Source organism: Pseudomonas sp. No.117 (assembly GCF_054558395.1).
In genome coordinates, this window is sequence record NZ_BAAJNP010000001.1 from 184,708 (window position 1) to 209,563 (window position 24,856).

The following is a 24,856-nucleotide window of genomic DNA, read 5'->3' on the forward strand; positions in this document are numbered from 1 at the left end:
GCGGAGCATGCAGGTCCAGCTCGACGCCTATCTCGATCACCTGCGCCTGGAGCGCCAGGTGTCGCCCCATACCCTCGACGGCTACCGTCGCGACCTGCGCAAGCTGCTGGCCTTCGTCGAAGCCGAAGGCCTGAGCGACTGGGGCACCCTCGATGGTCGTCGGCTGCGTGCCCTGATCGCCCAGCTGCACCGGGCCGGCGCGTCCAGTCGCAGCCTGGCGCGGCTACTGTCCGCCTGTCGTGGCTTCTACCTCTACCTGATCCGCGAGGGTCATTGCAGCCAGGACCCGGCCCACGGGCTGACGCCGCCCAAGGCGCAGAAGCCGCTGCCCAAGGTGCTCGACGTCGACAGATCCATGCAGTTGCTCGATGGCGCCGTGGAAGACGACTTCCTGGCCCTGCGCGACCAGGCCCTGCTGGAGCTCTTCTACAGTTCGGGGCTGCGGCTGTCCGAGCTGGTAGGGCTGGATTTGGGCGATGTGGATCTGGCCCAGGGCCTGGTGCAGGTGCGCGGCAAGGGCAACAAGGAGCGGGTGCTGCCCATCGGCAGCAAGGCCCGTGACGCCCTGGAGACCTGGCTGAAGATCAGGCACCAGGCGGCACCCCGTGACGATGCCCTGTTCATCGGCCAGCGCGGTCTGCGGCTGACCCCCCGTGCAGTACAGCTACGGGTTCGCGAGGCCGGCGTCCGCGAACTGGGCCAGCACCTGCATCCACACATGCTCAGGCACAGCTTCGCCAGCCACATGCTCAGCGCCTCCGGCGATCTGCGCGCCGTGCAGGAGCTGCTCGGTCACGCGGACATCGCCACCACCCAGATCTATACCCATCTGGATTTCGGCCAGCTCGCCGAGGTCTACGACAAAGCCCATCCCCGTGCCAAGCGCAAGGCCAGCCGATGACGATTCGCCTCGTTACCTTCGATCTCGACGACACCCTCTGGGAAATCGCGCCCGTCATCCATTCCGCCGAAGCCCTGCTGCGCGACTGGTTCGCCGCCTCCGCGCCGCGGCTGGGCAGCGTACCGGTCGAACACCTCTGGGCGATTCGCGACCGGCTGCTGCAGCAGGATGCCGGGTTGAAGCACAGGGTCAGCGAATTGCGCCGGCGGGTCATCCACCAGGCGCTGCTGGATGCCGGCTATGTGGAGCCCGAGGCCGCCCAGCTGGCCGAGGCTGGCTTCGCCGTCTACCTGGCGGCGCGCCAGCAGGTCACCCTGTTCGAGGACGTCCATCCCACCCTGGAAAGGCTTGCCGACCGCTACACCCTGGGCGTGCTGACCAATGGCAATGCGGATGTCCAGACCATTGGCCTAGCCGATTACTTCCGCTTCGCGCTGAATGCCGAGCAGCTGGGCATCGGCAAGCCCGACCCCACCCCCTTCCGCGAAGCCCTGCGGCTCAGCGGGATTCCCGCCTCGGCCACCGTGCACGTGGGCGACAACCCCGTGGATGACGTCCAGGGCGCCCAGCGGGCCGGTATCCGCGCCGTCTGGTACAACCCCCTGCAGCAACCCTGGCCGGGCCCGGGCCAGCCGGATGCGGACATCCGTGCCCTGAGCGAACTGCCAGACTTGCTCGCCTCCTGGTCGGCTAAGACGTCGCAATAAGTAACACTATAACGTCTAAAGCCGGAACTCATGGACGCTCCAGTCGTCTTCCCGGCCCGGCAATTCCGTTAACCAATCGCCAAATAACCCGTCACATTTGTCGCAATTAAGCCTGGGCTCTTTGCGATGCTCTTCACTAAATGAAATCGGCCTGCGCGGTTTTTTGCCAAGCACACCTCATTTACCTGGAGATTAATGCTGAACCAGTCGGTCGCGGGCCGTCTCACTCGGCGAATTCCTGCGCCGGCCCTCGCGTTGACAGTCCAAATCCTTTTGACAATCATGGTTCCTGACTCGAAGTAGCGCTGGGATTGCGCGCTGAGTCTGCTGCCGTACAGGTCAGGGAAGACAGTCTTTACCTCCCTCCTTTGCGTCTCGCCGATGGCTTCTCAAGTTCCTGTTTGCGTGTTGTCAGGTCTTGATATCGGTAATACAAGCCCTTCGTTCATTTAGTCCAGGTGCAAGCCCGTGCGGTAGCCATGTCTGAAAAAGACCGGCTGCCTGACCAGACACGGCAACCTGTGCGGTAGCCATGCCTGGCACTGAACGAAGTGGCGATGGCCGTGCCAGCGCACTCTCGCAGGACTACAGGGATGTCATCTGAATGGGATCGAGACGCTTCGCCTACTTCTCTCCAGTCCTGCCGGAATCCGGCAGGCAGGCCCCTGTGCCCGCAACGGATGGCCCGTCTGGCTCCGTCGTGATTGTGCAAGACCAATAACACTCGCGTTTCAGGCGGGTGCTCTTCAGAACGATCGGAAACAACTGAGCGACTGTTCGCCTCTTCACGGCGAAGTGTTGGCAATAACACTCGACCCCTCGGCAACCAGAACTTTCGCCGGTACTGACCGCCCTTCATCAGGCGGTCACTCAAGCCATAAAGATTACAACCTCAGCTTGCATCTTCGATTACTGCCGGGCGCTGCGAAATCCAGCTTCAACAACGTCAATCGCGCTTCGATAGCGCAAAGGGAGGATGGCCCGATGGCACGGAACGATCTATCGGAATCGACATTAGGATGTCTAATTGGCGGCGCAGGTCCGGCAGGCCTGGGATTTCTCTTCAATGCCATCAAGCGTGGCGCAGTGGAGCAACTCGCCCAGGCCGGCACCATCATCGTCGATGCCGGAACCGAGCTGGGCGCCGGCAAGCTCGGTGACTACCAGATCATCGCCAACTCGGTGAGTGACGTCTTCCTCGACTGTCTGCGCGACCCGCTGCTGGCCCCGATCCTGGCCCCGCTGCAGGCCTCGCCGACCTTTCGCCACCTGAAGCTGAATGCCCAGGAAGCGCCCGCGCTGCCCATCGTCGGGCAGCTCTTCCAGCAGGCCGCCGGCCTGGTGCTGCCCTGGCTCGAACGCCAGTACGGCATTCCCACCTGGCGTCAGACCCGCATCACCGAGGTGACCTGCGAAGGCTCAAGCTATGTGGTCTGGCTAGAACAGGCCGGCGCCATCCGCCGGGTGCGCACCTCCAGCCTGGTGCTCAACCTGGGCGGCAAGCAGACGCGCCACAGCTTCGAGGAAAGCACCGCGGCCCTGGGCCTACAGCTGCCGCAGAGCGCTTCGATCGACAGCTCCGACAACCTGCTGCGCCTGCAACCCGAGGCCCTGCGCCAGCGCTATCGCAGCCGTCTCAAGAACGGCGGCCCGATCTGCGTGGTCGGCGGTTCCCACAGCGCCTTCTCGGCGCTGGACAACCTCGCCAGCGCCCTGCATCACGACGGCCTGCGCGAGCTGACCCTGGTCCATCGCTCGCCGATCCGGCTGTTCTACGAGACCGCCGCCGAGGCCCTGGCCGCCGGCTACGACTTCGATCCGCTGCAGGACATCTGCCCGATCTCCAAGCGGGTCAACCGCTCGGGCGGCCTGCGCTACCGGGCCCACGAGATCGGGCGCCAGGTGCTCGCCGGGCAAGGCATCGGCGGTACGCCGGTCAAGGTCAGGACCCTGCAGCTGGATGGCAGCGCCGAGCGACTCGCCAGTGCCCAGCAGCTGTTCGACAGCGCCGCCCTGCTGGTGCAGGGCCTGGGCTATCAACCCATAGTCCCCGAGCTGCGTTGCCAGGAGGGCCGGCCGCTGACGCTGCGCACCCTGCGTGGCGGCCTGGATTCCGACGCGGCCGGTTGTCCGCTGGACCAGCACGGCCAGCGCCTCAAGGGGCTGCACCTCTTCGGCCTGGGTTCGGGCCTGGCGGTGGATCCCCGGCTGGGCAGCGAAGCGTCCTTTTCCGGGCGCATCTACGGGGTCTGGCAGTTCCACAACGATGCCAGTCGCGAGGCCCTCGACTCGGTGCTCGAACGCCTGGACCAGCCCGGCGCCGCCTTCCGGCAACCGGCCGACGCGGTCGTCGAACACGCTTGACCGAACCGACACGTATCAAGGACTCGATAAGCAGGTACCGGATCATGATCAATGTGACCAAGCCCTACCTTGGCAATAAGGAACGCTTCAAGGCGTATATCGACAAGATCTACGCCAACAACTGGATAACCAACCAAGGCCCTCTGCATGCCCAGCTCGAAGAGCGCCTGCGCGATTATCTGGGGGTCAGAAACATCATCCTGGTCAACAACGGTACCCTGGCCCTGCAGGTCGCCTATCGCGCGCTCGGCCTGACCGGCAGCGCCATCACCACGCCCTTCAGCTTCGTCGCCACCACCAGCACCCTGCACTGGGAAAGGATCCGGCCGATCTTCGCCGACATCCACCCGGAGACCTGGAACCTGGACCCGGCGAACGTCGAGGCGGTCATCGAGCCCGACACCTCGGCCATCGTCGCTACCCATGTGTTCGGCAATCCCTGCGATGTCCAGGGCCTGCAGCAGGTCGCCCAGCGTCACGGCCTGAAGGTGGTCTATGACGGCGCCCATGCCTTCGGCACCCTCTACGAAGGCCGCTCGGTGCTGCAATGGGGCGACATCACCACCGTCAGCTTCCACGCTACCAAGCTGTTCCACACCATCGAAGGCGGGGCCATCATCACCGAGGACGACGAACTCGCCGAGCGCGTCCGCCGGATGATCAATTTCGGCATCGTCGACGCCGAGCGCATCGAGGGCGTCGGCATCAACGCCAAGCTCAACGAGATCTCCGCGGCTATGGGGCTGTGCATCCTCGACGAGCTGGAAGACATCCTGGCGCGCCGGGCGATCATCGGCCAGCAGTACGAAAGACGCCTGCGGGACCAGTTCGACCTGCAGCGCCCCACCTACGGCAGCCAGCTCAACTACAGCTACTTCCCGGTGGCCCTGCGCGACGAGTCGAACCTGCTGGAGGCGAAGAAGGCGCTGAACGCGGTCGGCATCAATCCGCGGCGCTATTTCTACCCCTCGCTGGAAACCCTCGACTACCTGCAGCCCCAGGCGATCAAGCCGATCTCGCGCAAGTTGAGCCAGCGCATCCTCTGCGTGCCCATCTATCCGGACCTGCCCCAGACGACCCAGGACCTGCTGATCGAGACGCTGCAATCGGTGCACCAGAAGAAAACCAGCCTGGAATCCCTGCGGGCGCTCATCACGCCCGCCCAGCTGCTGCCGAGCTGGGATTTTCCCGGCGAATCCACCCCTGCTCTAACCTGACCCTGGCCCGCTATCTCCCATGACCAGTCCCGCGAAAGTGTCGGTGTTGCGCAACACCCTGATCAACTATGCCGGCCAAGCCTATGCGCTGCTGATCGGCATCTTGATCCAGCCGATGTATCTCGGTCATCTGGGTGCCGAAACCTATGGTCTGATCGGCTTCTTCGCCGTGCTGCAGACCTGGCTGCAACTGCTCGACGTCGGCATTTCCGCCTCGCTGGTGCGGGATGTCGCCCATGGCCGCGGCCAGACCGGCGCGGGACGCAATCGCGGCCAGTTGCTCCGGTCGCTGGAGTTCATCTTCATCCCGCTGGCGACCCTGGCTTTCGTCGCCATCGAGCTCAACTCCAACTGGATGGCGACGCATTGGCTGAACGTCCAGGGCCTGCCCGAGGAGACGGTGGCCCACTGCATCGGCCTGATGGGCCTGATGATCGCCTTCCGCCTGCTGTCGACGCTGTACAAGAGCGGTGTCCAGGGCGTCGAGCTGCACGGCTGGCTGAACCTGGTCAACGTGCTGGTCGCCACGGTGCGCTACTTCGGCGGCCTGGTCCTGGTGATGTGGATCTCCCAGGAGCCGCTGGACTTCTTCGTGTTCCAGGCCGGCGTCGCCGTCTTCGAGATGCTGGTCTATGCGCTCAAGGCCTATCGCCTGCTGCCCAACCCCACCTGGTGGAGCGGCTTCGACTGGCAACGGGTGAAGCCCATGGTGCCCTTCGCGGCGAGCATGTCCTTCACCTCGATCCTGTGGATCGCCCTGACCCAGCTCGACAAGCTGGTGCTGTCCAAGGCCCTGCCCCTCGCCGAATACGGCTACTTCAGCCTGGTGGCGCTGATCTCCACCGGGATCGTCACCCTGACCAACCCGCTGGTGCAGGCCCTGCTGCCGCGCATGACGGTACTGGTGTCCCAGGAGAAGACGCTCGACCTGGAAAAGCTCTATCGCAACGCGGCGCGCTTCGCCTTCGCCATCCTGCTGCCGCTGGCGGCCATGGTGGCCTTCCACGGCGAGGCGCTGGTGTTCGCCTGGACCGGCGACAAGGCCTCCGCCCACTGGAGCGAGCCGATCCTGTTCTGGTACGCCCTGGGTTCCGCCCTGCTGGCCCTCAGCCAGTTCCAGTTCTACCTGCAGTACGCCTACGGCAAGTTGCGCCTGCACGTCTGGTACAGCCTGGTCTCCGCGGTCATCTCGGTGCCCATCGTGATCCTGGTGGTGCTGCACTACGGGGCCTATGGCGCGGCCTTGGCCTGGTTCTTCATGCGCCTGATCCCTTTCGTGATCTGGCCGGCCATCATCCACGGCCGCTTCGCGCCGAACCTGCAGCGCTACTGGAACCAGGATCTGCTGGTGGCGGTGGTGGTCACCGCGCTCGGCGTGGCGCTGAGCAAGCTGCTGTACCAAGAGATTCAACCGCAGGAGCGGTTTTCCATCCTGGCGACCCTCGCCCTGGGCGGTGGCCTGACCCTGATGCTGATGGCGCTGGGCTACGTGCTCTGTTCCCCGAAACAGACCCGTACGCGCCTGTTTTCCCACCTCTACAAAGCAGGTATCTGACATGGACGCTCGGACCGAAGCAGAGATCATGAAGCACTGGCCGGCGGATTCCGCCCGGCCGGTCGTCAGCATCGTCTGCCTGACCTTCAACCACCGCGACTACATCGGCCAGGCCATCGACGGCTTCCTGCGCCAGCAGACCGACTTCCCCTTCGAGATCATCGTCAACGACGACGCCTCGACCGATGGCACCCGGGACATCCTCCAGGATTACCAGCGCCGCTACCCGCGGCTGATCCGCCTGATCCTGCAGGAGCAGAACCAGTACAGCCAGGGCAAGCCCTACGGCATGCCGGTGTTCCAGCACGCCCGCGGCGACTACATCGCCTACTGCGAGGGCGACGACTACTGGAACGATCCGCGCAAGCTGCAGCTGCAGGTGGATTTCCTGGACAACAACCGGGACTACGCCCTGACCTTCCATGCCTCCTATGCCTTCAACAGCAAGGGCATCGTCAATCCGCAGCGCTTCGATGGCAAAGATCACTACGACCGCAGCGAAACCGAGCTCAAGCAGGCCCTGCCGCTGTCCACCCTGACCGCCTGCTTCCGCAACGTGCTGCGCGAGTTGCCGCCGGAGCTGGAAACTGCCGCGCTCATGGACATCGTCTGGTGGTCACTGCTGGGCGCCCATGGCAAGGGCAAGTTCATGGCCGAGATCCGTCCGGCCGCCTACCGCGTGCACGAGGGCGGCATCTTCTCCATGCGCGCCAGCCAGAAGCGCCTGCAGATGGACCTGCACACCCAGTACTGCCTCGCCAACTACTACTACCGGCTCGGTGACAGGGACCTGCACGTGTTCTTCCTGCGCCAGGTCCTGAGCCTGTCGCTGTCCTCGATTCCGCCCACCCAGAAGGTGAAGGCGCTGCTTCGAGCGGTGTGCAACATCTCCGTCAACATCGGCCGACGCTTCGCCCCCAAACGCGTCACCTACTGAACTTACACAGAGCAGTTCTCCTGCTGCGATGTATCCAGCTAAAAGGAAGGGACCCCCAATGACCGCCATGCAGCGCTCTTCGTTCGAGCAACACGAAGAACAACATCTGGACCTCAAGACGATGGCCCTCACGCTTCTCGATCACAAGAAGCTGATCGCGGGCATCACCGCGGGCTTTCTGGCCGTGGGCATCGCCTATGCCGTGTTGTCCACCCCGCAGTACGTCGCCGGGGCAATGATCCAGATCGAACCCAAGAAGAACGCCCTCACGGCAGTCGCCGAGACCGTGGTACGCCCCAATTCGGCGTCCCCGGCGGTGGCCGAGATCGAGCTGCTGAAGTCCCGCGCGGTGCTCGCCAAGACCGTGGAGAACCTGCGCCTGGACATCGAGGCCAAGCCGCGCTTCTTCCCGCTGATCGGCCACTACCTCTGGCGCACCTATGACGCCGACCACCCGGGTCAGTTGGCCGACAGCTGGCCGCAACTGCGCGGCTTCGCCTGGGGCGGCGAGAAGATCGACGTCTTCCAGTTCGATGTCCCGGACGAGATGTATGGCGAAACCCTGACCGTGGTGGCCGGCAGCAATGGCCGCTATCGCCTGCTGGACAAGGACAAGCAGCCGCTGCTGGATGGCCAGGTCGGCCAGTTGGCCAGCGGCAACGGCTACCGCATGCAGATCAAGACGCTGACCGCGCGTCCCGGTACCGAATTCAAGGTGACCCGCAACCGCGTCATCACCACCGCGCAGCTCTACCAGAACCGCATCAAGACCAGCGAGGCGGGCAAGGAGTCAGGGATCATCTACCTGTCCCTGGCCGACGAGAATCCCGACCTGGCCAAGGGCGTGCTGTCCGAGATCAGCCGCCTGTACGTGCTGCAGAACGTCGAGCGCAGCTCGGCGGAAGCGGCGCAGCGCCTGGATTTCCTCCGCGGCCAACTGCCGGGGGTGCGCAAGGACCTGGAAAGCGCCGAAGCCGCGCTGAACAACTACCAGACCAATAGCCGCTCCGTGGACATCAGCCTGGAGACCAAGGCGGTCCTGGACAAGATCGTCGCCCTCGACACCTCCATCTCCCAGCTCAAGCTCAAGCAGGCCGAATACGATCGCCTCTATACCCGCGATCACCCCAGCTACAAGACCCTGCTGAACCAGCTGGAACAGCTGGAAGTGGAGAAACGCAGCCTGCAGCGCAAGGTAGAAGCCCTGCCCAGCACCCAGCAGGAGCTGCTGCGCCTGAACCGTGACATGAAGGTCACCAATCAGACCTACCAGCTGCTGCTCAACCAGGCCCAGGAACAGGACATCATCCGCGCCGGCACCATCGGCAACGTGCGCCTGGTCGACAACGCCGACGTCAACCTCGACGAACCGGCCACCAACCGCAAGATCGCGCTGATCCTGTCGCTGCTGCTGGGCCTGGTCACCTCGGTGGTGGTGGTCTTCGTCCGCCAGGCCTTCCAGAAGGGCATCGAGAATCCCGACACCGTCGAGCAGATCGGCCTGCCGGTCTATTCCACCCTGCCCTTCACCAAGGACCAGGAGCGGCTGAATCGTCGCCTGAAGAAGAAGACCCGCACCGGCGAGCCCACCCTGCTGAGCGTGGTGCAACCGGCCAACCTGGCGGTGGAATCCCTGCGCAGCCTAAGATCCAGCCTGCACTTCGCCATGCTGGAAGCCAAGAACCGGGTGATCATGATCTCCAGCCCGACCCCGGGCGTGGGCAAGTCCTTCGTCTCCAGCAACCTCGCCGTGGTGGTCGCCCAGTCGGGCCAGCGCGTGCTGCTGATCGATGCCGACATGCGCAAGGGCTATCTGCACCGGGTATTCGGCCTGCAGCCGCAGGCGGGCCTGTCGGAAGTCCTGACCGGTCGCAGCAAGCTGCGCGACAGCATCGTTCCGAGCGGGGTCGCCCAATTGGACGTCATCGGCTGTGGCCAGGCCGCGCCGAATCCCTCGGAGCTGCTGATGCACGCCAACTTCTCCCGCCTGCTGGAAGAAGTCGGCAGCCTCTATGACCTGGTGATCATCGATACCCCGCCGATCCTGGCGGTGACCGATGCCGCCCTGGTGGGTCGCCTCGCCGGCACCACGCTGCTGGTCACCCGCTTCGGCCAGAGCACCCTCAAGGCCGTGGAGAACTCCCGCCGCCGCTTCGCCCAGAACGGCATCACCATCAAGGGGGCCATCCTCAACGGCGTGCAGCGCAAGGCCTCGATGGCCATCGAGGACGATGGCGCCTATGGCTACTACGAGTACGGCCCGCGGACCTGATCGACCGCGCCACCGCGACTGACCGCCCCCCAGAGAAGGAACTCAGCCATGACGCTCGCCCACCCCACCGGTCGCTGGTACCTGGTACAGACCAAGCCCAACCAGGAAATCCGCGCCGAAGAGAACCTGAACCGCCAGGGCTACGTCTGCTTCCGCCCCCAGCGCGCGCGCAAGGCGGCGGGCCGGGCGCGGGCGGTCACCCAGGAGTCGCTGTTTCCGGGCTATCTGTTCATCCAGCTCAATGAGGTGAACGACAACTGGTACCCGATCCGCTCGACGCGTGGCGTCAACCGGATCGTCAGCTTCGGCAGCCAGCCGACCGCCGTCGGCGAAGAGATCATCGCCGACATCCGCCAGCGCCTCGCCGCCCCGCCGGAACTCGCGCCCGGGCACCAGCCCGGCGCCAGCGTGCGGGTGCACTACAGCCAGGACCTGGAGATGGATGCGGTGTTCCTGAGCGCCGATGGCGACGAGCGGGCCATCATCCTGCTCCGCATCCTGCAGCGCGAACAACGGGTCAGCGTTTCTCTTGATCAATTGTCGGCAGCGGCCCCCGTCACCCAGCGGCTGCGCGCCTGACCAAGACCTGTAAGGCCCTTTGGAGGATTTCTTCATGCAATGCAAAACCACGGTCGTTACCGTCACCTACGGCAATCGCCTCGGCTATCTGGAGCAGCTGGTCGCCCGCGCCCTGGCCGAGCCGACCATCCACCAGGTCATCGTCGTGAGCAATGCGGCGACGGTGTCCCTGGACAGCCTGGAGACCCGCTGGCCCGGCCAGGTCAAGGTGATCGCCCTGAGCGAGAACACCGGCTCGGCCAATGGCTACGCCGTGGCGCTAGAGGCCGCCCTGGCCAGCGACACCACTCATATCTGGATGATGGACGACGACAACGCCCCCCTGGGCGACGCCCTCGACGTGCTGCACCGTCGCCTGGCGGAACTCGGCAGCCAGCACGGGCAGGACAAGGTCGCGGTGCTCGGCTACCGGCCGACCCAGCAGGCCGACATAGCCCAGTGCATTCCCACCCGGATGATCACCCAGCCACGCTCGAGCTACTTCGGCTTCCACGTGGCGCGCATCCCCTACAAGATCTGGCGCCGCCTGCCCTGGGGCCGTCCGCGCGGCGGCACGCCGGCCGCCCTGGTCGAACTGCCCTTCGCGCCCTATGGCGGCATGCTGGCCCACCGCAGCCTCTATGAGCGCATCGGCCTGCCGCTGCGCGAGCTGGTGCTCTATTCCGACGACACCGAGTACACCTACCGCATCACCCAGGCCGGTGGAAAGCTGTTCATGGTCACCGAGGCCGAGCTGGAAGAGCTGGAGCATTCCTGGAACATCAAGGAAGGCACCAGCAACGTCTACCAGAACTACCTGCAGGCCGGCTCGGACTTCCGCGCCTACTACGCCGCGCGCAACCAGGCCTGGTTCGACAAGAACGTCTGGGCCCGCTCGCAGCCGATGTACAGCCTCAACCGCTACGTCTTCCACACCCTGCTCAAGCTGTTCGCCCGCGACGACAAGAGCCGCCAGCGCCTGGCGCTGATCCGGCAGGCGGTGCAGGACGGCGAGACCGGCGCCCTGGGTATAAACCGCAGCTATCCGCTATGAAACTGCTCTTTCTCAACAGCTTCTATCCGCCCCATGTAGGGGGTGGCGCGGAGCTCATCCTGCAGCGCAGCGTGGAAGGTTTCCAGCAGCGCGGCCACGAGGTCGCCGTGCTGGTCACCGGCCCGCAGGCGGGCCTCACGCCGGAGCAGGTGAATGGCGTGCGGGTCTATCGCGCCGGGCTGAAGAACTTCTACTGGCCGCTGACCCAGCAGCGCCCCGGGCCGCTGGCGCGCTTCGGCTGGCACTTCCGCGACCAGTACAACAGCGCCATGCGCGCGCCCCTGCGCGAGGTGCTGCAGCGGGAACAACCGGACCTGGTGGTGTGCCACAACCTGTCCGGCTGGTCGGTCTCAGCCTGGGACGAGATCCGCGCCAGCGGCGTGCCTTGCGTCCAGGTGCTGCACGACATGTACCTGCTATGCCCGAAGAACACCCTGTTCAAGCAGGGCCGCAGCTGCCAGCAGCTCTGTGGCAGTTGCGCGGCCCTGCGCCGTCCCCATGAGGCGTTGTCCACCAAGGTCGCGGCGGTCGTCGGCGTCAGTCGCTACCTGTTGGATACCCTGGTGAACAAGGGCTACTTCACTGGCGTTCCGCGCCAGGTCATCCATAACGCCAGCCTGATCGCCGGCGCCCCTGCCGAGGTTGCGCCGTCCCCATCGGCGGGCGTCGTCCGCTTCGGCTACATGGGGACCCTGTCGGAGAACAAGGGCGTGGGCTGGCTGATCGAGCAATTCCAGCGGCTGTCGCTCAACGCCACCCTGACCATCGCCGGCAAGGGCCAATTGGAGTACGAAGCCCAGCTCAAAGCCATGGCCGATCCACAGAAGGTGCGCTTCGTCGGCTACCAGAAGCCCGAGGACTTCTATCGCGACATCGACGTCTTCGTCGCGCCCTCGCTGTGGGCCGAGCCCTTCGGCATGGTCGCCGTCGAGGCCTGCGCCTTCCAGAAGCCGGTCATCGCCACCCGCATGGGCGGCCTGCCGGAGATCGTCAGGGACGGCGTCAACGGCCTGCTCTGCAACGCCGAAGACCGCGACTCGCTGGGCCGCGCCCTGCAGCGCCTGCATGACGATGCCGAACTACGGCAGCGCCTGAGCCTGCTCAGCCGGACCGCGGTGGCCGACCTGCTGAGCATGGACACCATGCTCGACGCCTACCAGGGCCTCTTCGAGCGCGTGCTGGGCGAGACCAGGCAGGGCCCCACGGCCCCGGCCCTCGTCCCGCACACGCAACTTTCCAACTGATCCACCCAGGTCACGGCAACGGGCAGACTCATGATCATCGTCAATTCCCGCTTCATCACCCAGGATCTGCGCGGCGTCCAGCGCTTCGCCGAATGCATCTCGCTGGAGCTGGCGACGCTGCGATCCGACCTGCGCTTCGTGGCGCCGCCCGGCGTCGTCCGGCCCGAGGTGGCCAAGCGGCTGAACATCGAAATCATCGGTACCCGCCAGGGCCAGCGCTGGGAGCAATGGGACCTGCCCAATTGGCTGAAAAGCCAGGGCAGCCCCCTGCTGCTGTCGCTGTGCAGCACGGCGCCGCTGCTCTACGCCAACCAGATCGCCACCCACCACGACATCAACTACGTGCGCTTTCCCGAAAGCTATTCGTGGAAATTCCGCACCTCCTACCGCTGCCTGATCCCCATGCTGCTCAAGCGGACCAATGCGCTGATCACCGTGAGCGAATTCTCCCGCGACGAGATCTCGCGCCACTACCGCTACCCAAGCAGCTCGATCACCGTGGTACCCAATGCCGTGGCCGAGGCCTTCACCTTGGAACAGCAGGTCGAACGCGCCGCCACCCCCTATCTGCTGGCCGTGTCCTCACCCAGCTACCACAAGAACTTCTCACGGATGCTGGAGGCCTTCGCCGCGCTGCCGCAGGACCTGAACGTGGAATTACACATCGTCGGCGACAGCCACGCCGTGTTCGGCCAGAACGACCTGGCGACCCTGGCGGCCAGGGATGCCCGCGTGAAGCTGCTCGGCCGCATCGATGACGCCGAACTGGCCCGCCAGTATCGCCAGGCCACCGCCTTCGTCTTCCCGTCGCTCTATGAGGGCTTCGGCATTCCGCCCCTCGAAGCCCAGGCCTGCGGCTGCCCGGTGATCTCCGCCAACACCGCCTCCATGCCGGAGGTGCTGCAGGACAGCGCCCTCTATTTCGATCCCTACGAGACCGCCAGCATCACCACGGCGATGTGGACCATCCTCGAGGATCGGGCACTCCGCGACGACCTGCGCGCCAAGGGGCTGGCCAACACCCGGAGATTCAGCTGGCGGACCTCCGCCCGGACCGTCTCCGACCTGCTGGACAGGGCCCTGGCCAGTGCCCCCAAGACCGCGGCCCGAGCCGCCTGAACCCTACGGCGCCGACCAGCGCCGAGATTTTCATAACCCAAACAACAGCAACCCGGAGACCTCATGGACGAGACCAGCACTGCCACGGAAGGCCCGAGTCGTACCTTCGCGCCGCTGCTCCACCTGTCCTCCTCGAGCGAATTCGTGCCCACCACCACGCTGGCGGTTGGCCCAGGCCCGGGCAGGGAGCCGGACGATTCCCCGGCCGAGGCCGCCCCACCGTTGCACGCAGCTCCCGCTGGCCAAGCCGGCGCCGGGCGCACGTGCGTTACCCAGTCGCCACCCGGTACCCCGCACGCCCTCGACGCCGGGTCAGACGGTGTCGAGATCACCCGGCTGCCCTGGGGCTACGCCGTGACCATAACAACCAAAAGTCCATGAATCAGCGCCAGCAGTTGATTTCATCTCACGCTTAAGGAAGACGACATGAAAATCGCCATCGTTCACGATTGGTTGGTAACCTTTGCTGGCGCCGAACGCGTGCTTGCTGAACTGCTCGATATCTGGCCGGAAGCCGACCTGTTCAGCGTCATCGACTTCCTCTCGGACGAGGATCGGGCGCAACTCCAGGGCAAGCAGGCGACCACCACCTTCATCCAGCGCCTGCCACAGGCCAAGAAGCGCTACCAGACCTACCTGCCGCTGATGCCGCACGCCATCGAGCAACTCGACCTGTCCGGCTACGACCTGATCATCTCCAGCAGCCATGCGGTGGCCAAGGGCGTGCTGACCGGTCCGGACCAGCTGCACATCAGCTACGTCCATTCGCCGATCCGCTATGCCTGGGACCTGCAGCACCAGTACCTCAAGGAGGCCGGCCTGAATCGCGGCCTCAAGGGCAAGCTGGCACGGGTCATCCTGCACTACGTGCGGATCTGGGATCAGCGCACCGCCGCCGGGGTGGACGCCTTCGTCGCCAACTCCCACTTCATCGCCCGCCGCATCAGCAAGGCCTACCGCCGCGAAGCCAAGGTCATCTATCCGCCGGTCGACATCAGCCGCTTCACCCCCAGCGGCGGCAAGGACGACTTCTACCTGACCGCCTCGCGCATGGTGCCCTACAAGCGGATGCCGATGATCGTCGAGGCCTTCAGCTCGATGCCGGACAAGAAGCTGGTGGTCATCGGCGCCGGTCCCGAGTTCGAGAAGGCCAAGGAAGTCGCCGGGCCCAACGTCACCCTGCTGGGCTACCAGGATTTCGACTGCCTGCTCGATCACATGCGCCGGGCGCGGGCCTTCGTCTTCGCCGCCGAGGAAGACTTCGGCATCACCCCCATCGAAGCCCAGGCCTGCGGTACGCCGGTCATCGCCTTTGGCCGGGGTGGCGTGCTGGAAACCGTGCGGGGCCTGGATGCCGCCCATCCGACCGGCGTCTTCTATCCCGAGCAGAGCGTCGCCTCGCTCTGCGCCGCGGTGCGCCAGTTCGAAGCCCTGGAAACGCCGATCAGCCAGCAGGCCTGCCGACAGAACGCCGAGCGCTTCGCGACCAAGCGCTTCCGTCAGGAAATGCGTACCTTCGTCGAAGCCCGGGTCGCGGCGCTGCACCTGCCCGCCGACCTGGATCTGGATACCGTGACGCCCTTTCCCAGCAAGGGCCTGCAGCCGAGTTCGTTGAACACGGCCTGAGGATTATTCCTTCACATCCATGAATTCCCGCGCCCAGACTCGATATTCCTGCAGTGTCGAGTACTTGGTGGACAGCTCGGAGGCGGACAGGTCGGACGCCGTGATGTGGCGCTGCTCTCGCAGGCAGTCGTAGGTCGCCTTGATCGCGGCGAAGTAGGCGGCATGACCGTTCACCACCACCCGGACCCCGGCCTTGGCCAGGCGTGCGTTGTCGCGCAGCTGGGGATTGCCGTAGGTCACCAGCATCACCGGTACGCTCAGGTGCTGGGTAATTTCCTCCAGATGGTCGAAGTCGCGGATGCCGACCATGCAGATGCCGTCCGCCCCCGCCGCCTCGTAGGCCTTGGTCCGCGAGATGACTTCCGCGGTGCTCAGCTCGGTGGCATTGGTCCGGGCGAAGATGCTCAGGGCCTCGTCGATGCGGGCTTCCAACGCGCCCTTGATCTTGCCGATGCCTTCCTCGACGCTCACCAGGTCGGTGGATTTGCGGCCATAACCGGCCGGCAGCACCGTGTCCTCGATGGTCAGGGCCGCCACCCCGGCGCGCTCCAGCTCGGTGATGGTGCGCATGACGTTCAGCGCATTGCCGTAGCCATGGTCGGCGTCGGCGATGATAGGTAGACGCGCGACGCGCCCGATGCGGGTGGCCTGTTCGACGAATTCGCTCAGGGTGATCAGGGCGAAGTCCGGTGCCGCCAGGACCTGCAGGGAAGCCACCGACCCGCCCAGGATGCCCATCTCGAAGCCCAGATCGTTGGCGATGCGCGCCGACATGGGATCGAAGACGGACGCCGTGTGGTAGCAGCTGTCCGATTTCAGCAGGGCTCTGAACGCTAGACGCAGCTTGTGCGGTGAAGTGGGCTTCATGAGATTTTCCTTCTGGGAGATACCGGACCGGCAATGTTAGCGCGACAAGTAGTGGTCACACGACCGGATGTCTGGCTTTGAGATAAATCGATTCATCTAGCGGGCCGGGGTTCAGCCTCATGCCCGCCGGTAGCCAGGGCGGCAAGACCAGCCCAGGTACGTACGGCGGGTGCTTCAGGAGCGACCGACGAGTGTCGGAAATTTCGATACCCAGGATCCTCGGGCGCAGTGACAATAGTGGCAAGGCTCCGCCTCTCCTGTCACGTCCATCACCGACTGCCGCCCTGCCATGCTCGCCTCTGACTTCGCCGAACGCTTCGCCGCCCTGGATCTGTTCCTGACCGAGCACCAGCACCTGTGGCGACCGCGGCCCTTCGTCGAGCGCGAATTGGCCTGGGAAGCGAGCTGTCCGGAGCTGGCCACCTGGCTGAGGGTGCGCAGTCTGGCAGAGGCCGAGGCCGCGCATAATACGCCGCAGCTTCTCGCGGCGCCGGAGCCGTTCCGCTCCCTGGCAGAGCGTTCCCTGGCGCTCACCCAGGTCGGCGAACGGGCACCGGGCCGGCGCGCCGCGTGGTCGGCGCAGCAGGACGTCGACGTCCCCGGACGCAAATGGCAGCAGCTCGAAGCCTTCGCACGCAGCCTGGATTTCCAGGAGCCCGTACGGCGCTGGGTCGACTGGTGTGCCGGGAAGGGGCATCTGGCCAGGTACCTGACCCAAGAGGGTGCTCCGGCCCTGTGCCTGGAGTGGGACGCCGCCCTGGTCGAGGTCGGCGAGCAGCTCAGCCGCAGGGCGCGCGCCCCGGTGCACCATGAGCGGGCCGACGTGCTGCTGTCCCTGGCCGCGGACCAGCTCGGCGCGGCGGACACCCCGGTCGCCCTGCATGCCTGTGGCGATTTGCACCGGCAGCTGTTGCGGTTGGGTGCGGAACGCGGCTGTCGGCAACTGGCCCTGGCGCCCTGTTGCTACGACCGCAGCACCGCGCCGGTCTATGCTCCCCTCTCGGTCGCCGCCCAGGCCTCGGCCTTGCGCCTGGAGCGCGAGGACCTGCGCCTGGCGCTGTGCGAAACCGTCACCGGCGGGCAGCGGATTCGCCGCGATCGCGACCTGTCGATGGCTCGGCGGCTGGGGTTCGATCTGCTGCAGCGCGAGCTCAGCGGCCGGGATGTCTATCTCAACACCCCGCCACTGCCCGTCCACTGGCTGCGCCAGCCCTTCTCCGCCTTCGGCGCGGAACTGGCCCGGCGCAAGGCGCTGACGCTGCCCACGGGTATCGATTGGCCGCTCTGGGAACAGCGGGGCTTCCAGCGCCTGGCACAGGTTCGTAACCTGGAGCTGTTGCGCGGCCTGTTCCGCCGGCCGCTGGAGCTCTGGCTGGTACTGGACCAGGCGCTGTTCCTACAGGAGCAAGGTTACAGGGTGACGCTCGGGACCTTCTGCCCCAGCGGCCTGACCCCCAGGAATCTGCTGCTGACGGCGGAGAAGCCTGGCCAGGCCTAGAGCCGCTCTAGCCGGCACGTTTGTCGGATTTTGCGCGACGGAAGGTAAAAAATACCTTTTGGTGATGGACTTCTCACAAAGTCTGCACAATAGTTAGGTTGCAATCTCGCAAAACAAGCAGGAATAACAAAAATGCGCTACTACCTGCCCGTTTGGACCGGCGTCGCCGGTTGCCTCGTCTTCGCCCAAGCCCAGCTGCCCTGGCTTGCGGTGGCCTCGCTCCTCGTCAGCTGGTCTTTCCTGTTGTTCTCCCATGACAACTCGAGAAACTCGGCCTGGCACTCCAAGATCACCACCCTCCCCGTCAATTCCCGTTTGAGTTATCCGTCCCACCATCGGCATTGAGTGGTTCTGCGGGCCAGGGACTGGCCTACGCCGACGCCCGTTCGGTGCGCTGACTCATTGTTGGGTGAACCCGTTCACAATTTCTGCATCCCGCATTCAAGTCCGACGGAACGTTTTCCTTAAGACTGCTGCCCGGATCGGCCACTCGTCGCACCCATGCGCCGGAGAAGTGTGCCCGCCGCCCGCCCGCTTTGTGACGCACTCCCCCCTTCTTCCATCCCTCCCCCCCGCCGAACCGCGACTGGCGTGCTATTTGCCCTGATTTGGGTCAGCTCGACAGCGGCTTCCCGCCTTTCTACCGTGTGAACCTCTTAATCAGTGCCGAGTCCTAACGTCGCTACAGCCATCATGGCATTTAGCGATCGGTGGTCAGTCACCGGTCCTAGAGCGCCATAGTGAACATTTCAGTCGCTGGTAGCTGCTCGCCCAGTTGAAAGTTCGTGCATCGGTAACGCACAAGGATGGAACCATGAATTTGAAAGAACGCGGCATTTTGCATACGAACTCCTCGGCAATCTCGCTCGCGCACCGCTTGCTCGACCTCGCCGTGATCACATTGAGCGCCTACGTGGCTGGCACCTGGGCGTCGGAAACCGGCATGCGTCCCGAGCACTGGGTCGTCATCTTCCTGTCCTTGCTGATCTTCCACTTCCTCACCGAGCTGAACCATGTCTATGGGTCCTGGCGCGGCGAGCGCATCACCGACGAATTGCTGAAGATCGCCACCTACTGGGTGCTGACCTTCGCGACCGTGTTCATGGTCGACTACTTCTTCTTCGACCAGTCCTACCTCACGCCTGGCGTGATGCAGGGCTGGCTCGGCCTCACCCTGGGCACCCTGTGTGGCTATCGGGTGCTGCTGCGCTCCATCATGCATTCCCTGCGCAAGGCCGGTATCAACACCCGCAACGTCGCCATCGCCGGCAACGGCATGGTCGCGCAGCGCCTGGCGCACACCATCAGCACCGCGCCCTGGATGGGCCTGCACATCGCCGGTTTCTACAGCGACAACCTCGATACCGGTGAAGAAGGCGTGCCCAGCCCGGCCCTGAATGGCGACCTCGAGCGCCTGATGCAGGACGTCCGCGCCGGCCAGGTCGACAAGGTCTACATCACCCTGGGCATGGCCGACCAGACCAAGATCAACTGGCTGGTGCAGGAGCTGAGCGATACCACCGCCTCGGTCTACATCATCCCGGACATCTTCATGTTCCACCTGCTGCATGCCCGCAGTGAGAGCCTGGACGGCCTGCCCAGCATCAGCATCTTCGACACCCCGATGGATGGCGCCAGCCACATCGTCAAGCGCATCGAAGACATCGTGCTGTCCTCCATCATCCTGGCGATGATCTCGCTGCCGATGCTGGCCATCGCCATCGGCATCAAGATCACCTCCCCCGGCCCGATCTTCTTCAAGCAGAAGCGCTATGGCATGGACGGCAAGCCGATCGAGGTGTGGAAATTCCGCAGCATGAAGGTCATGGAAAATGGCGCCAAGGTCACCCAGGCGACCAAGAATGACTCCCGCATCACCCCGTTCGGTGCGTTTTTACGACGTACTTCTCTCGATGAATTGCCTCAATTCATTAATGTACTCCGCGGCGAGATGTCCATCGTCGGTCCGCGTCCCCACGCCGTCGCTCACAACGAGCAATACCGCAAGCTGGTGCAGGGCTACATGCTCCGCCACAAGATGAAGCCCGGCATCACCGGCTGGGCTCAGGTAAATGGCTGGCGCGGCGAGACCGATACGCTGGACAAGATGCAGAAGCGGGTCGAGTTCGATCTGGACTATATCCACCACTGGTCCTTCTGGTGGGACGTCAAGATCATCTTCCTCACGCTGTTCAAAGGCTTCATCAATAAGAACGCATACTGAGACCGGCCGGGACCTCGCGTCCCGCTCCTCAGCACGACGATCTGGAGCCTGGACTCCTGACTTTATTTACATCGGCAGCAAGCGATACCTGTGGACAGGCATTGCTGGGCTATCTGCCGTCGATACCTGTTGTCCGGACAACAGGAAAAGGTTTGAAGAATGATCAAGTCGATATTGGTGGTATGCGAAGGGAACATATGCCGCAGCCCGGTCGCAGAAGCACTACTGGCCAAGGCACTGGAAGGCCGTGACGTCGAGGTCGGCTCCGCGGGTATCCGGGCGCTGGTCGGTCATGGCATCGAGAAGACCGCACAGGAGGTATTGGGAGAAAACGGTATCGATTTCTCTACCCACAAAGCTCGCCAGGCGGACGCAGAGATGCTGCGCAAGGCGGACTTGATTTTGACCATGGAAGAGTTTCACTCACGCTCCGTCGAAAGTATTGCTCCTGAAGTCAGGGGTAAGGTTTTTCTGATCGGGAAATGGTTGAGCAATCAAGAAGTACCAGACCCTTATCGCCTTTCCAAAGAGATGTTTCAAAATGTCCACATACTTTTGACGCGCTGTGTAAACAGTTGGCTTCCATACATCAAATAGGGAAGAAGGAATTTCATGACCACGATGCCTCGCTTTACTCCCGAACTTAAGAACGAGTCGGATATCAACTTCTCCGCACTCTTCGGCATGTTGATCGATTACAAATGGCAGCTGCTGTCGGTAATCGGTATTTTCGCCGCGCTCGGCATCGGCTACGCCATCCTGGCCACGCCGATGTACTCGTCCAACGCCATGATCCAGATCGAAATGGAGAAGAAGGGCGTTACCCGACTGACCGACCAGACTACCGGCATGCCCCCGCCCATGCCCGAGGCGGTGACCGAGATCGAGCTGCTCAAGTCGCGCTCGGTGATCGGCAAGGCGATCGAGAACCTCAAGCTGGATATCGAGGTCAAGCCGCGCTACTTCCCCCTGATCGGCAACTTCGTCGCCCGCCGCTTCGAGCCGCAGAACGACACCGACGTCGCCTCTCCCCTGCTCGGCCTGAACAGCTTCGCCTGGGGCGGCGAGAAACTGGTCATCGACCAGCTGGAAGTGCCGGACAACAACCTCGACAAGCCGATGAAGCTGAAGGTCGAGGACAACCAGAACTTCACCGTCTTCAACGCCGATGACGAAGTGGTGCTGCACGGTGGCCTCGGCCAGCCGGTGAGCAATGCGGGCTACCAGATCAAGGTCGCCACCCTGCAGGCTCGCCCGGGCACCGAATTCACCATCATGAAGAAGCGCTTCTCCAAGACCATCCAGGAGTACCAGGGTCGCCTGGTCGCCGGTGAGCGCGGCAAGATGTCGGGCATCATCGGGATCGGCCTGCAGGATCCGGATCCGCTGAAGGCCCAGGCCATCGTGCAGGAAGTCGCGGACATCTACGTTCAGCAGAACATCGATCGCAACGCGGCCGAATCCACCCAGAGCCTGGAGTTCCTGCGCGCCCAGATCCCGGTAGTCAAGTCCGACCTGGAGAAAGCCCAGTCCGCGCTGAACTACTACCAGACCAACAAGAAGTCGGTCGACATCGACAGCGAGACCAAGGGCGTCCTGGAGCAGACCGTTGCGCTGGACAACCAGATCTCCGAGCTGAACCTCAAGCGCACCGAGATGGACCGCAAGTTCACTCGCCAGCACCCAGCCTACCAGGCGCTGATGAGCCAGCTGGGCCAACTGCAGGCCGAGCGCGCCAAGCTGCAGAAGCGTGTCGAAGTGCTGCCGGAAACCCAGCAGGAACTGCTGCGCCTGAACCGCGACATCGAGGTGACCGGCCAGACCTACGCGCTGATGCTGAACAAGGCGCAGGAGCTGGAAGTCATCCGCGCCGGTACCGTGGGTAGCGTCCGTATCATCGACAACGCCAACGCCAACGTCGACGATCCTTCCGCGCCCAACAAGCCGCTGATCATCGCCGTCGCCATCATCCTCGGCGCCATCGTCGGCCTGGCCATCGTCTACACCCGCCACACCCTGCGTCGTGGTGTCGAGACCCCGGAAGCCATCGAGCAGATCGGTCTGCCGGTATACGCCTCGATCCCCTACAGCAAGAACCAGGCGGACACCACAAAGGTGCTGGGCACCAAGCAGCCGGGCACGTCCTCGCTGACCGCCATCACCCACCCCACCGACCTGAGCACCGAGGCGCTGCGCAGCCTGCGTACCAGCCTGCACTTCGCCATGATCGAGGCGAAGAACAACATCCTGATGATCTCCGGTCCGAGCCCGGGCGTCGGCAAGTCCTTCGTGTCCTCGAACCTGGCGGCGGTGATCGCCGAGTCCGGCCAGCGGGTACTGCTGATCGACGGTGACATGCGCAAGGGCTACCTGCACAAGCTGATGAACGCCAAGCAACAGGACGGCCTGTCCGACCTGCTGAGCGGCCGCATCGCGCTGAACGACGCCATCAAGAAGACCGAAGTCGGCAGCCTGGATTTCGTCTCCTGCGGCCAGTTCCCGCCGAATCCGTCGGAACTGCTGATGAGCCTGAGATTCACCACCGTGCTGAAGAAATTCAGCGAGCTGTACGACATCGTGATCATCGATACCCCGCCGATCCTGGCGGTGACCGAGGCCGGCATCATCGGCAGCCACGCCGGTACCAGCCTGATCGTCGCACGTTTCGGCATGAACAGTGTCAAGGAGCTGGAGGCGACCAAGCGCCGCTTCGACCTCAATGGCATTCCGCTCAAGGGTGTGATCTTCAACGCCGTGGAACGCAAAGCCAGCAACTACGGCTCCTACGGCAACTACCACTACTCCTACGAGCAGGGTGGCAAGAGCTGAGGCAACACCCCGGCTGGACGGCCTGAAGGCCGTCCAGCCCATCCCTTCAGGGATCGCGGCAGTATTCGTACAGGCGCATCGAACGACAAGAAACTACCTCACACAGCGATTTCGAAGGGTTCGACCTAGAGCCCGGCCACGCTTGGCAGCCTTGGATCTCGACGCTGTACCGGATTGATGATTCTGAAGAACAGGAACACGCCAATGAACGTAGTCATGGTGCTCAACTACAAGGCCCCCAACGAAACCATCAGTTGTGTGGAGAGCATTCTCAAGCACTGCCCCTCCATCGACCACGCGGTGGTGGTGGACAATGATTCCCAGGACGGCTCCATCGACGTCCTGCAGCGCTGGCAGGCCGACAACGGCCTGAGCCAGGTCACCGTGCTCGCCAGTCCGCGCAACGACGGCTATGCCGGTGGCAACAACTACGGCATGCGCTGGGCGCTGGACAACCTGCCGGTCCAGCATTTCTGGGTCGTCAACAACGACGCCTACGTCAAGGACGATGCCTTCGCGCCGTTGCTGGCCGAACTGCAACGCGCGCCCAAGACCATCGTCGGCTCGGTAATCCTCAGCTCCCAAACCGGGCGTCTGGAATGCTACGGCGGCGGCATCCTCTATCCGCTGCTGGGCAAGTCCAAGCTGCTCGGCAAGGACATCACCGTCGCCGACATCGCCAAGTTGGAGCGCGAGCCGGACTACATCATGGGCTGCAGCATGGCGTTCTGCGCCAGCCTGCTGAGCGACGTCGGATTCATGGACGAAGCCTATTTCATGTACTCCGAAGAGGTGGACTGGCAGCATCAGGCCAAGCGCAAGGGCGTCGCCCTCAAGGTCTGCCGCGAGAGCCAGCTCTACCACTACGGCTCGATGAGCTCGGGTGGGCGCAGCGCCTTCTATCACTACTTCCGCAATCGCGCGGCGACCCGTTTCAACCGCAAATTCCACGGTACCCCGTTCGCCCTGGTTTCCGCGGTGCTGCTGTCCGGCATCACCGTGCTCAAGGAATTCAAGAATCCGAAACTGGCCTGGTCCGGCGTCAAGGGTGCCTTCAAGGGAGCGACGATGCATGTCTAACCTACGCACCCAGGCCTTCGGTATCGACTTCTTCACCGGTACCAAGGACCAGCTGCTGAGCGAAATCGCCCAGGACATCCACCGGCCCTACAGCTATATCGTCACGCCGAACATCGACCACGTGGTGCAGCTGCAGAGCAACCCCGACATGCGCGAGTCCTACCAGCGGGCCGGCAAGCGCATCTGCGACAGCCGCATCCTGCTGCCGATCCTCAAGTCGCTGGGCGTCGCTGTACCCGAGGTCATCACCGGCAGCGACCTCACCCTGAGCATCCTGCGCAAGGCCAACGACGAGCGGCTGAAGGTGGTGTTGATCGGGTCGAGCGAGACCGACGTGGGCAAGCTGCGGCGGATGTACCCGCACATGCAGCTGGAGCACTACAATCCGCCGATGGGCTTCATCAACGATCCGCTGGAGACGCAGAAGTGCGTCGACTTCGTGATGCAGCATCCGTCGGAGTTCATCCTCTACGCGGTGGGCGCTCCGCGGCAGGAAAAGCTGGCGCGCCAGATCGACAGCAGCCAGCGCACCGGCGTGGGCCTGTGCATCGGCGCCTCCATCCTGTTCGCCGTCGGCACCGTCAAGCGCGCTCCGCGCTGGATGCAGAAGGCCAAGCTGGAATGGCTGCACCGGATGTGTTCGGAGCCCAAGCGCCTGGCCAAGCGGTACGTGCACGATGCCCTGAGCATCCTGCCCATCTACCTCAAGGAACGCAGCAGTCGACGCACCTGAGAGGCTGCCCCGCAGCGTCTCGGCCGCAAGGAAGATGACCACCGGACCGCGCGTCCGGTGCTCCCGTCTGG

20 protein-coding genes are annotated in these 24,856 nt (G+C 64.0%); 19 read left to right on the forward strand and 1 reads right to left on the reverse strand.

The window, feature by feature from the left end:
- Positions 1-7 precede the first annotated feature (7 nt).
- The 12 genes from xerC to ACYJP6_RS00955 all read left to right on the forward strand — a co-directional run bounded on the left by xerC (position 8) and on the right by ACYJP6_RS00955 (position 15,554).
- A complete protein-coding gene (xerC, locus tag ACYJP6_RS00900) occupies positions 8-901 on the forward strand; it encodes a tyrosine recombinase XerC (protein WP_459472610.1) in 894 nt (297 codons plus the stop codon).
- Positions 898-1,608 carry an HAD family hydrolase gene (locus ACYJP6_RS00905; protein WP_459472611.1) on the forward strand — a complete coding sequence of 237 codons (711 nt, stop codon included), beginning with the start codon at positions 898-900 and terminating at the stop codon, positions 1,606-1,608. Before xerC ends, ACYJP6_RS00905 begins: the two co-directional genes overlap by 4 nt.
- A 984-nt stretch (positions 1,609-2,592) precedes the next feature.
- A complete protein-coding gene (locus ACYJP6_RS00910) occupies positions 2,593-3,972 on the forward strand; it encodes a pyridine nucleotide-disulfide oxidoreductase (protein WP_459472613.1) in 1,380 nt (459 codons plus the stop codon).
- A gap of 44 nt (positions 3,973-4,016) precedes the next feature.
- The gene (locus ACYJP6_RS00915; protein WP_459472615.1) at positions 4,017-5,189 is read left to right on the forward strand and encodes a DegT/DnrJ/EryC1/StrS family aminotransferase; all 1,173 of its coding nucleotides are present in this window, start codon (positions 4,017-4,019) and stop codon (positions 5,187-5,189) included.
- Positions 5,190-5,208: 19 nt separating this feature from the next.
- Positions 5,209-6,744, forward strand: coding sequence for a lipopolysaccharide biosynthesis protein (locus ACYJP6_RS00920; RefSeq protein WP_459472617.1), 1,536 nt, complete (start codon positions 5,209-5,211; stop codon positions 6,742-6,744).
- Between the two features lies 1 nt (position 6,745).
- On the forward strand, positions 6,746-7,681 hold the full coding sequence (locus tag ACYJP6_RS00925) for a glycosyltransferase family 2 protein (RefSeq protein WP_459472619.1): 936 nt from the start codon (positions 6,746-6,748) through the stop codon (positions 7,679-7,681).
- Positions 7,682-7,739: 58 nt separating this feature from the next.
- Positions 7,740-9,953, forward strand: coding sequence for a polysaccharide biosynthesis tyrosine autokinase (locus tag ACYJP6_RS00930; RefSeq protein ID WP_459472620.1), 2,214 nt, complete (start codon positions 7,740-7,742; stop codon positions 9,951-9,953).
- A gap of 48 nt (positions 9,954-10,001) precedes the next feature.
- Positions 10,002-10,532: a transcription/translation regulatory transformer protein RfaH gene (gene rfaH / locus ACYJP6_RS00935; protein ID WP_459472622.1), complete on the forward strand. Its 531-nt coding sequence runs from the start codon at positions 10,002-10,004 to the stop codon at positions 10,530-10,532.
- Between the two features lie 34 nt (positions 10,533-10,566).
- Entirely contained in the window at positions 10,567-11,565 is a 999-nt protein-coding gene (locus ACYJP6_RS00940; protein WP_459472624.1) for a glycosyltransferase, read from the forward strand.
- Complete coding sequence (locus ACYJP6_RS00945; protein WP_459472626.1) at positions 11,562-12,809, forward strand: glycosyltransferase family 4 protein; 1,248 nt, start codon at positions 11,562-11,564, stop codon at positions 12,807-12,809. Before ACYJP6_RS00940 ends, ACYJP6_RS00945 begins: the two co-directional genes overlap by 4 nt.
- A gap of 30 nt (positions 12,810-12,839) precedes the next feature.
- Positions 12,840-13,928: a glycosyltransferase family 4 protein gene (locus ACYJP6_RS00950; RefSeq protein WP_459472628.1), complete on the forward strand. Its 1,089-nt coding sequence runs from the start codon at positions 12,840-12,842 to the stop codon at positions 13,926-13,928.
- 426 nt (positions 13,929-14,354) lie between these two features.
- Positions 14,355-15,554 (forward strand): glycosyltransferase family 4 protein, encoded by a 1,200-nt coding sequence (locus ACYJP6_RS00955; RefSeq protein ID WP_145008505.1) that lies wholly within the window; start codon positions 14,355-14,357, stop codon positions 15,552-15,554.
- A gap of 3 nt (positions 15,555-15,557) precedes the next feature.
- On the opposite strand, the gene ACYJP6_RS00960 is transcribed toward ACYJP6_RS00955, so the two are convergent.
- Complete coding sequence (locus ACYJP6_RS00960) at positions 15,558-16,421, reverse strand: isocitrate lyase/PEP mutase family protein (RefSeq protein WP_459472631.1); 864 nt, start codon at positions 16,419-16,421, stop codon at positions 15,558-15,560.
- 289 nt (positions 16,422-16,710) lie between these two features.
- Between ACYJP6_RS00960 and ACYJP6_RS00965 the strand changes: the two genes are divergently transcribed.
- From ACYJP6_RS00965 to ACYJP6_RS00995, 7 genes are all read left to right on the forward strand, one after another.
- Positions 16,711-17,919 (forward strand): methyltransferase, encoded by a 1,209-nt coding sequence (locus ACYJP6_RS00965; RefSeq protein ID WP_459472633.1) that lies wholly within the window; start codon positions 16,711-16,713, stop codon positions 17,917-17,919.
- Positions 17,920-18,051: 132 nt separating this feature from the next.
- Positions 18,052-18,264, forward strand: coding sequence for a hypothetical protein (locus ACYJP6_RS00970; RefSeq protein ID WP_459472634.1), 213 nt, complete (start codon positions 18,052-18,054; stop codon positions 18,262-18,264).
- A gap of 469 nt (positions 18,265-18,733) precedes the next feature.
- Positions 18,734-20,143, forward strand: coding sequence for an undecaprenyl-phosphate glucose phosphotransferase (locus ACYJP6_RS00975; RefSeq protein WP_459472635.1), 1,410 nt, complete (start codon positions 18,734-18,736; stop codon positions 20,141-20,143).
- Between the two features lie 159 nt (positions 20,144-20,302).
- Positions 20,303-20,740 (forward strand): low molecular weight protein-tyrosine-phosphatase, encoded by a 438-nt coding sequence (locus tag ACYJP6_RS00980; RefSeq protein WP_459472637.1) that lies wholly within the window; start codon positions 20,303-20,305, stop codon positions 20,738-20,740.
- 15 nt (positions 20,741-20,755) lie between these two features.
- The gene (locus ACYJP6_RS00985; RefSeq protein WP_459472639.1) at positions 20,756-22,972 is read left to right on the forward strand and encodes a polysaccharide biosynthesis tyrosine autokinase; all 2,217 of its coding nucleotides are present in this window, start codon (positions 20,756-20,758) and stop codon (positions 22,970-22,972) included.
- A 204-nt stretch (positions 22,973-23,176) separates the two neighbouring features.
- A complete protein-coding gene (locus tag ACYJP6_RS00990; protein WP_145008498.1) occupies positions 23,177-24,052 on the forward strand; it encodes a glycosyltransferase family 2 protein in 876 nt (291 codons plus the stop codon).
- Positions 24,045-24,785, forward strand: coding sequence for a WecB/TagA/CpsF family glycosyltransferase (locus tag ACYJP6_RS00995; RefSeq protein ID WP_459472641.1), 741 nt, complete (start codon positions 24,045-24,047; stop codon positions 24,783-24,785). The genes ACYJP6_RS00990 and ACYJP6_RS00995 overlap by 8 nt, the downstream gene beginning before the upstream one ends.
- Positions 24,786-24,856 lie beyond the last annotated feature (71 nt).

What these genes read in the sequence shown, in the direction of transcription:
- ACYJP6_RS00905 (WP_459472611.1), top strand. Translation starts at nt 898, where the DNA reads ATGACGATTCGCCTCGTTACCTTCGATCTCGACGACACCCTCTGGGAA.
- ACYJP6_RS00970 (WP_459472634.1), top strand. Translation starts at nt 18,052, where the DNA reads ATGCGCTACTACCTGCCCGTTTGGACCGGCGTCGCCGGTTGCCTCGTC.
- ACYJP6_RS00965 (WP_459472633.1), top strand. Translation starts at nt 16,711, where the DNA reads ATGCTCGCCTCTGACTTCGCCGAACGCTTCGCCGCCCTGGATCTGTTC.
- ACYJP6_RS00975 (WP_459472635.1), top strand. Translation starts at nt 18,734, where the DNA reads ATGAATTTGAAAGAACGCGGCATTTTGCATACGAACTCCTCGGCAATC.
- ACYJP6_RS00985 (WP_459472639.1), top strand. Translation starts at nt 20,756, where the DNA reads ATGACCACGATGCCTCGCTTTACTCCCGAACTTAAGAACGAGTCGGAT.
- ACYJP6_RS00915 (WP_459472615.1), top strand. Translation starts at nt 4,017, where the DNA reads ATGATCAATGTGACCAAGCCCTACCTTGGCAATAAGGAACGCTTCAAG.
- xerC (WP_459472610.1), top strand. Translation starts at nt 8, where the DNA reads ATGCAGGTCCAGCTCGACGCCTATCTCGATCACCTGCGCCTGGAGCGC.
- ACYJP6_RS00995 (WP_459472641.1), top strand. Translation starts at nt 24,045, where the DNA reads ATGTCTAACCTACGCACCCAGGCCTTCGGTATCGACTTCTTCACCGGT.
- ACYJP6_RS00920 (WP_459472617.1), top strand. Translation starts at nt 5,209, where the DNA reads ATGACCAGTCCCGCGAAAGTGTCGGTGTTGCGCAACACCCTGATCAAC.
- ACYJP6_RS00925 (WP_459472619.1), top strand. Translation starts at nt 6,746, where the DNA reads ATGGACGCTCGGACCGAAGCAGAGATCATGAAGCACTGGCCGGCGGAT.
- ACYJP6_RS00960 (WP_459472631.1), bottom strand. Translation starts at nt 16,421, where the DNA reads ATGAAGCCCACTTCACCGCACAAGCTGCGTCTAGCGTTCAGAGCCCTG.
- ACYJP6_RS00940 (WP_459472624.1), top strand. Translation starts at nt 10,567, where the DNA reads ATGCAATGCAAAACCACGGTCGTTACCGTCACCTACGGCAATCGCCTC.
- ACYJP6_RS00945 (WP_459472626.1), top strand. Translation starts at nt 11,562, where the DNA reads ATGAAACTGCTCTTTCTCAACAGCTTCTATCCGCCCCATGTAGGGGGT.
- ACYJP6_RS00990 (WP_145008498.1), top strand. Translation starts at nt 23,177, where the DNA reads ATGAACGTAGTCATGGTGCTCAACTACAAGGCCCCCAACGAAACCATC.
- ACYJP6_RS00980 (WP_459472637.1), top strand. Translation starts at nt 20,303, where the DNA reads ATGATCAAGTCGATATTGGTGGTATGCGAAGGGAACATATGCCGCAGC.
- ACYJP6_RS00950 (WP_459472628.1), top strand. Translation starts at nt 12,840, where the DNA reads ATGATCATCGTCAATTCCCGCTTCATCACCCAGGATCTGCGCGGCGTC.
- ACYJP6_RS00910 (WP_459472613.1), top strand. Translation starts at nt 2,593, where the DNA reads ATGGCACGGAACGATCTATCGGAATCGACATTAGGATGTCTAATTGGC.
- ACYJP6_RS00955 (WP_145008505.1), top strand. Translation starts at nt 14,355, where the DNA reads ATGAAAATCGCCATCGTTCACGATTGGTTGGTAACCTTTGCTGGCGCC.
- rfaH (WP_459472622.1), top strand. Translation starts at nt 10,002, where the DNA reads ATGACGCTCGCCCACCCCACCGGTCGCTGGTACCTGGTACAGACCAAG.
- ACYJP6_RS00930 (WP_459472620.1), top strand. Translation starts at nt 7,740, where the DNA reads ATGACCGCCATGCAGCGCTCTTCGTTCGAGCAACACGAAGAACAACAT.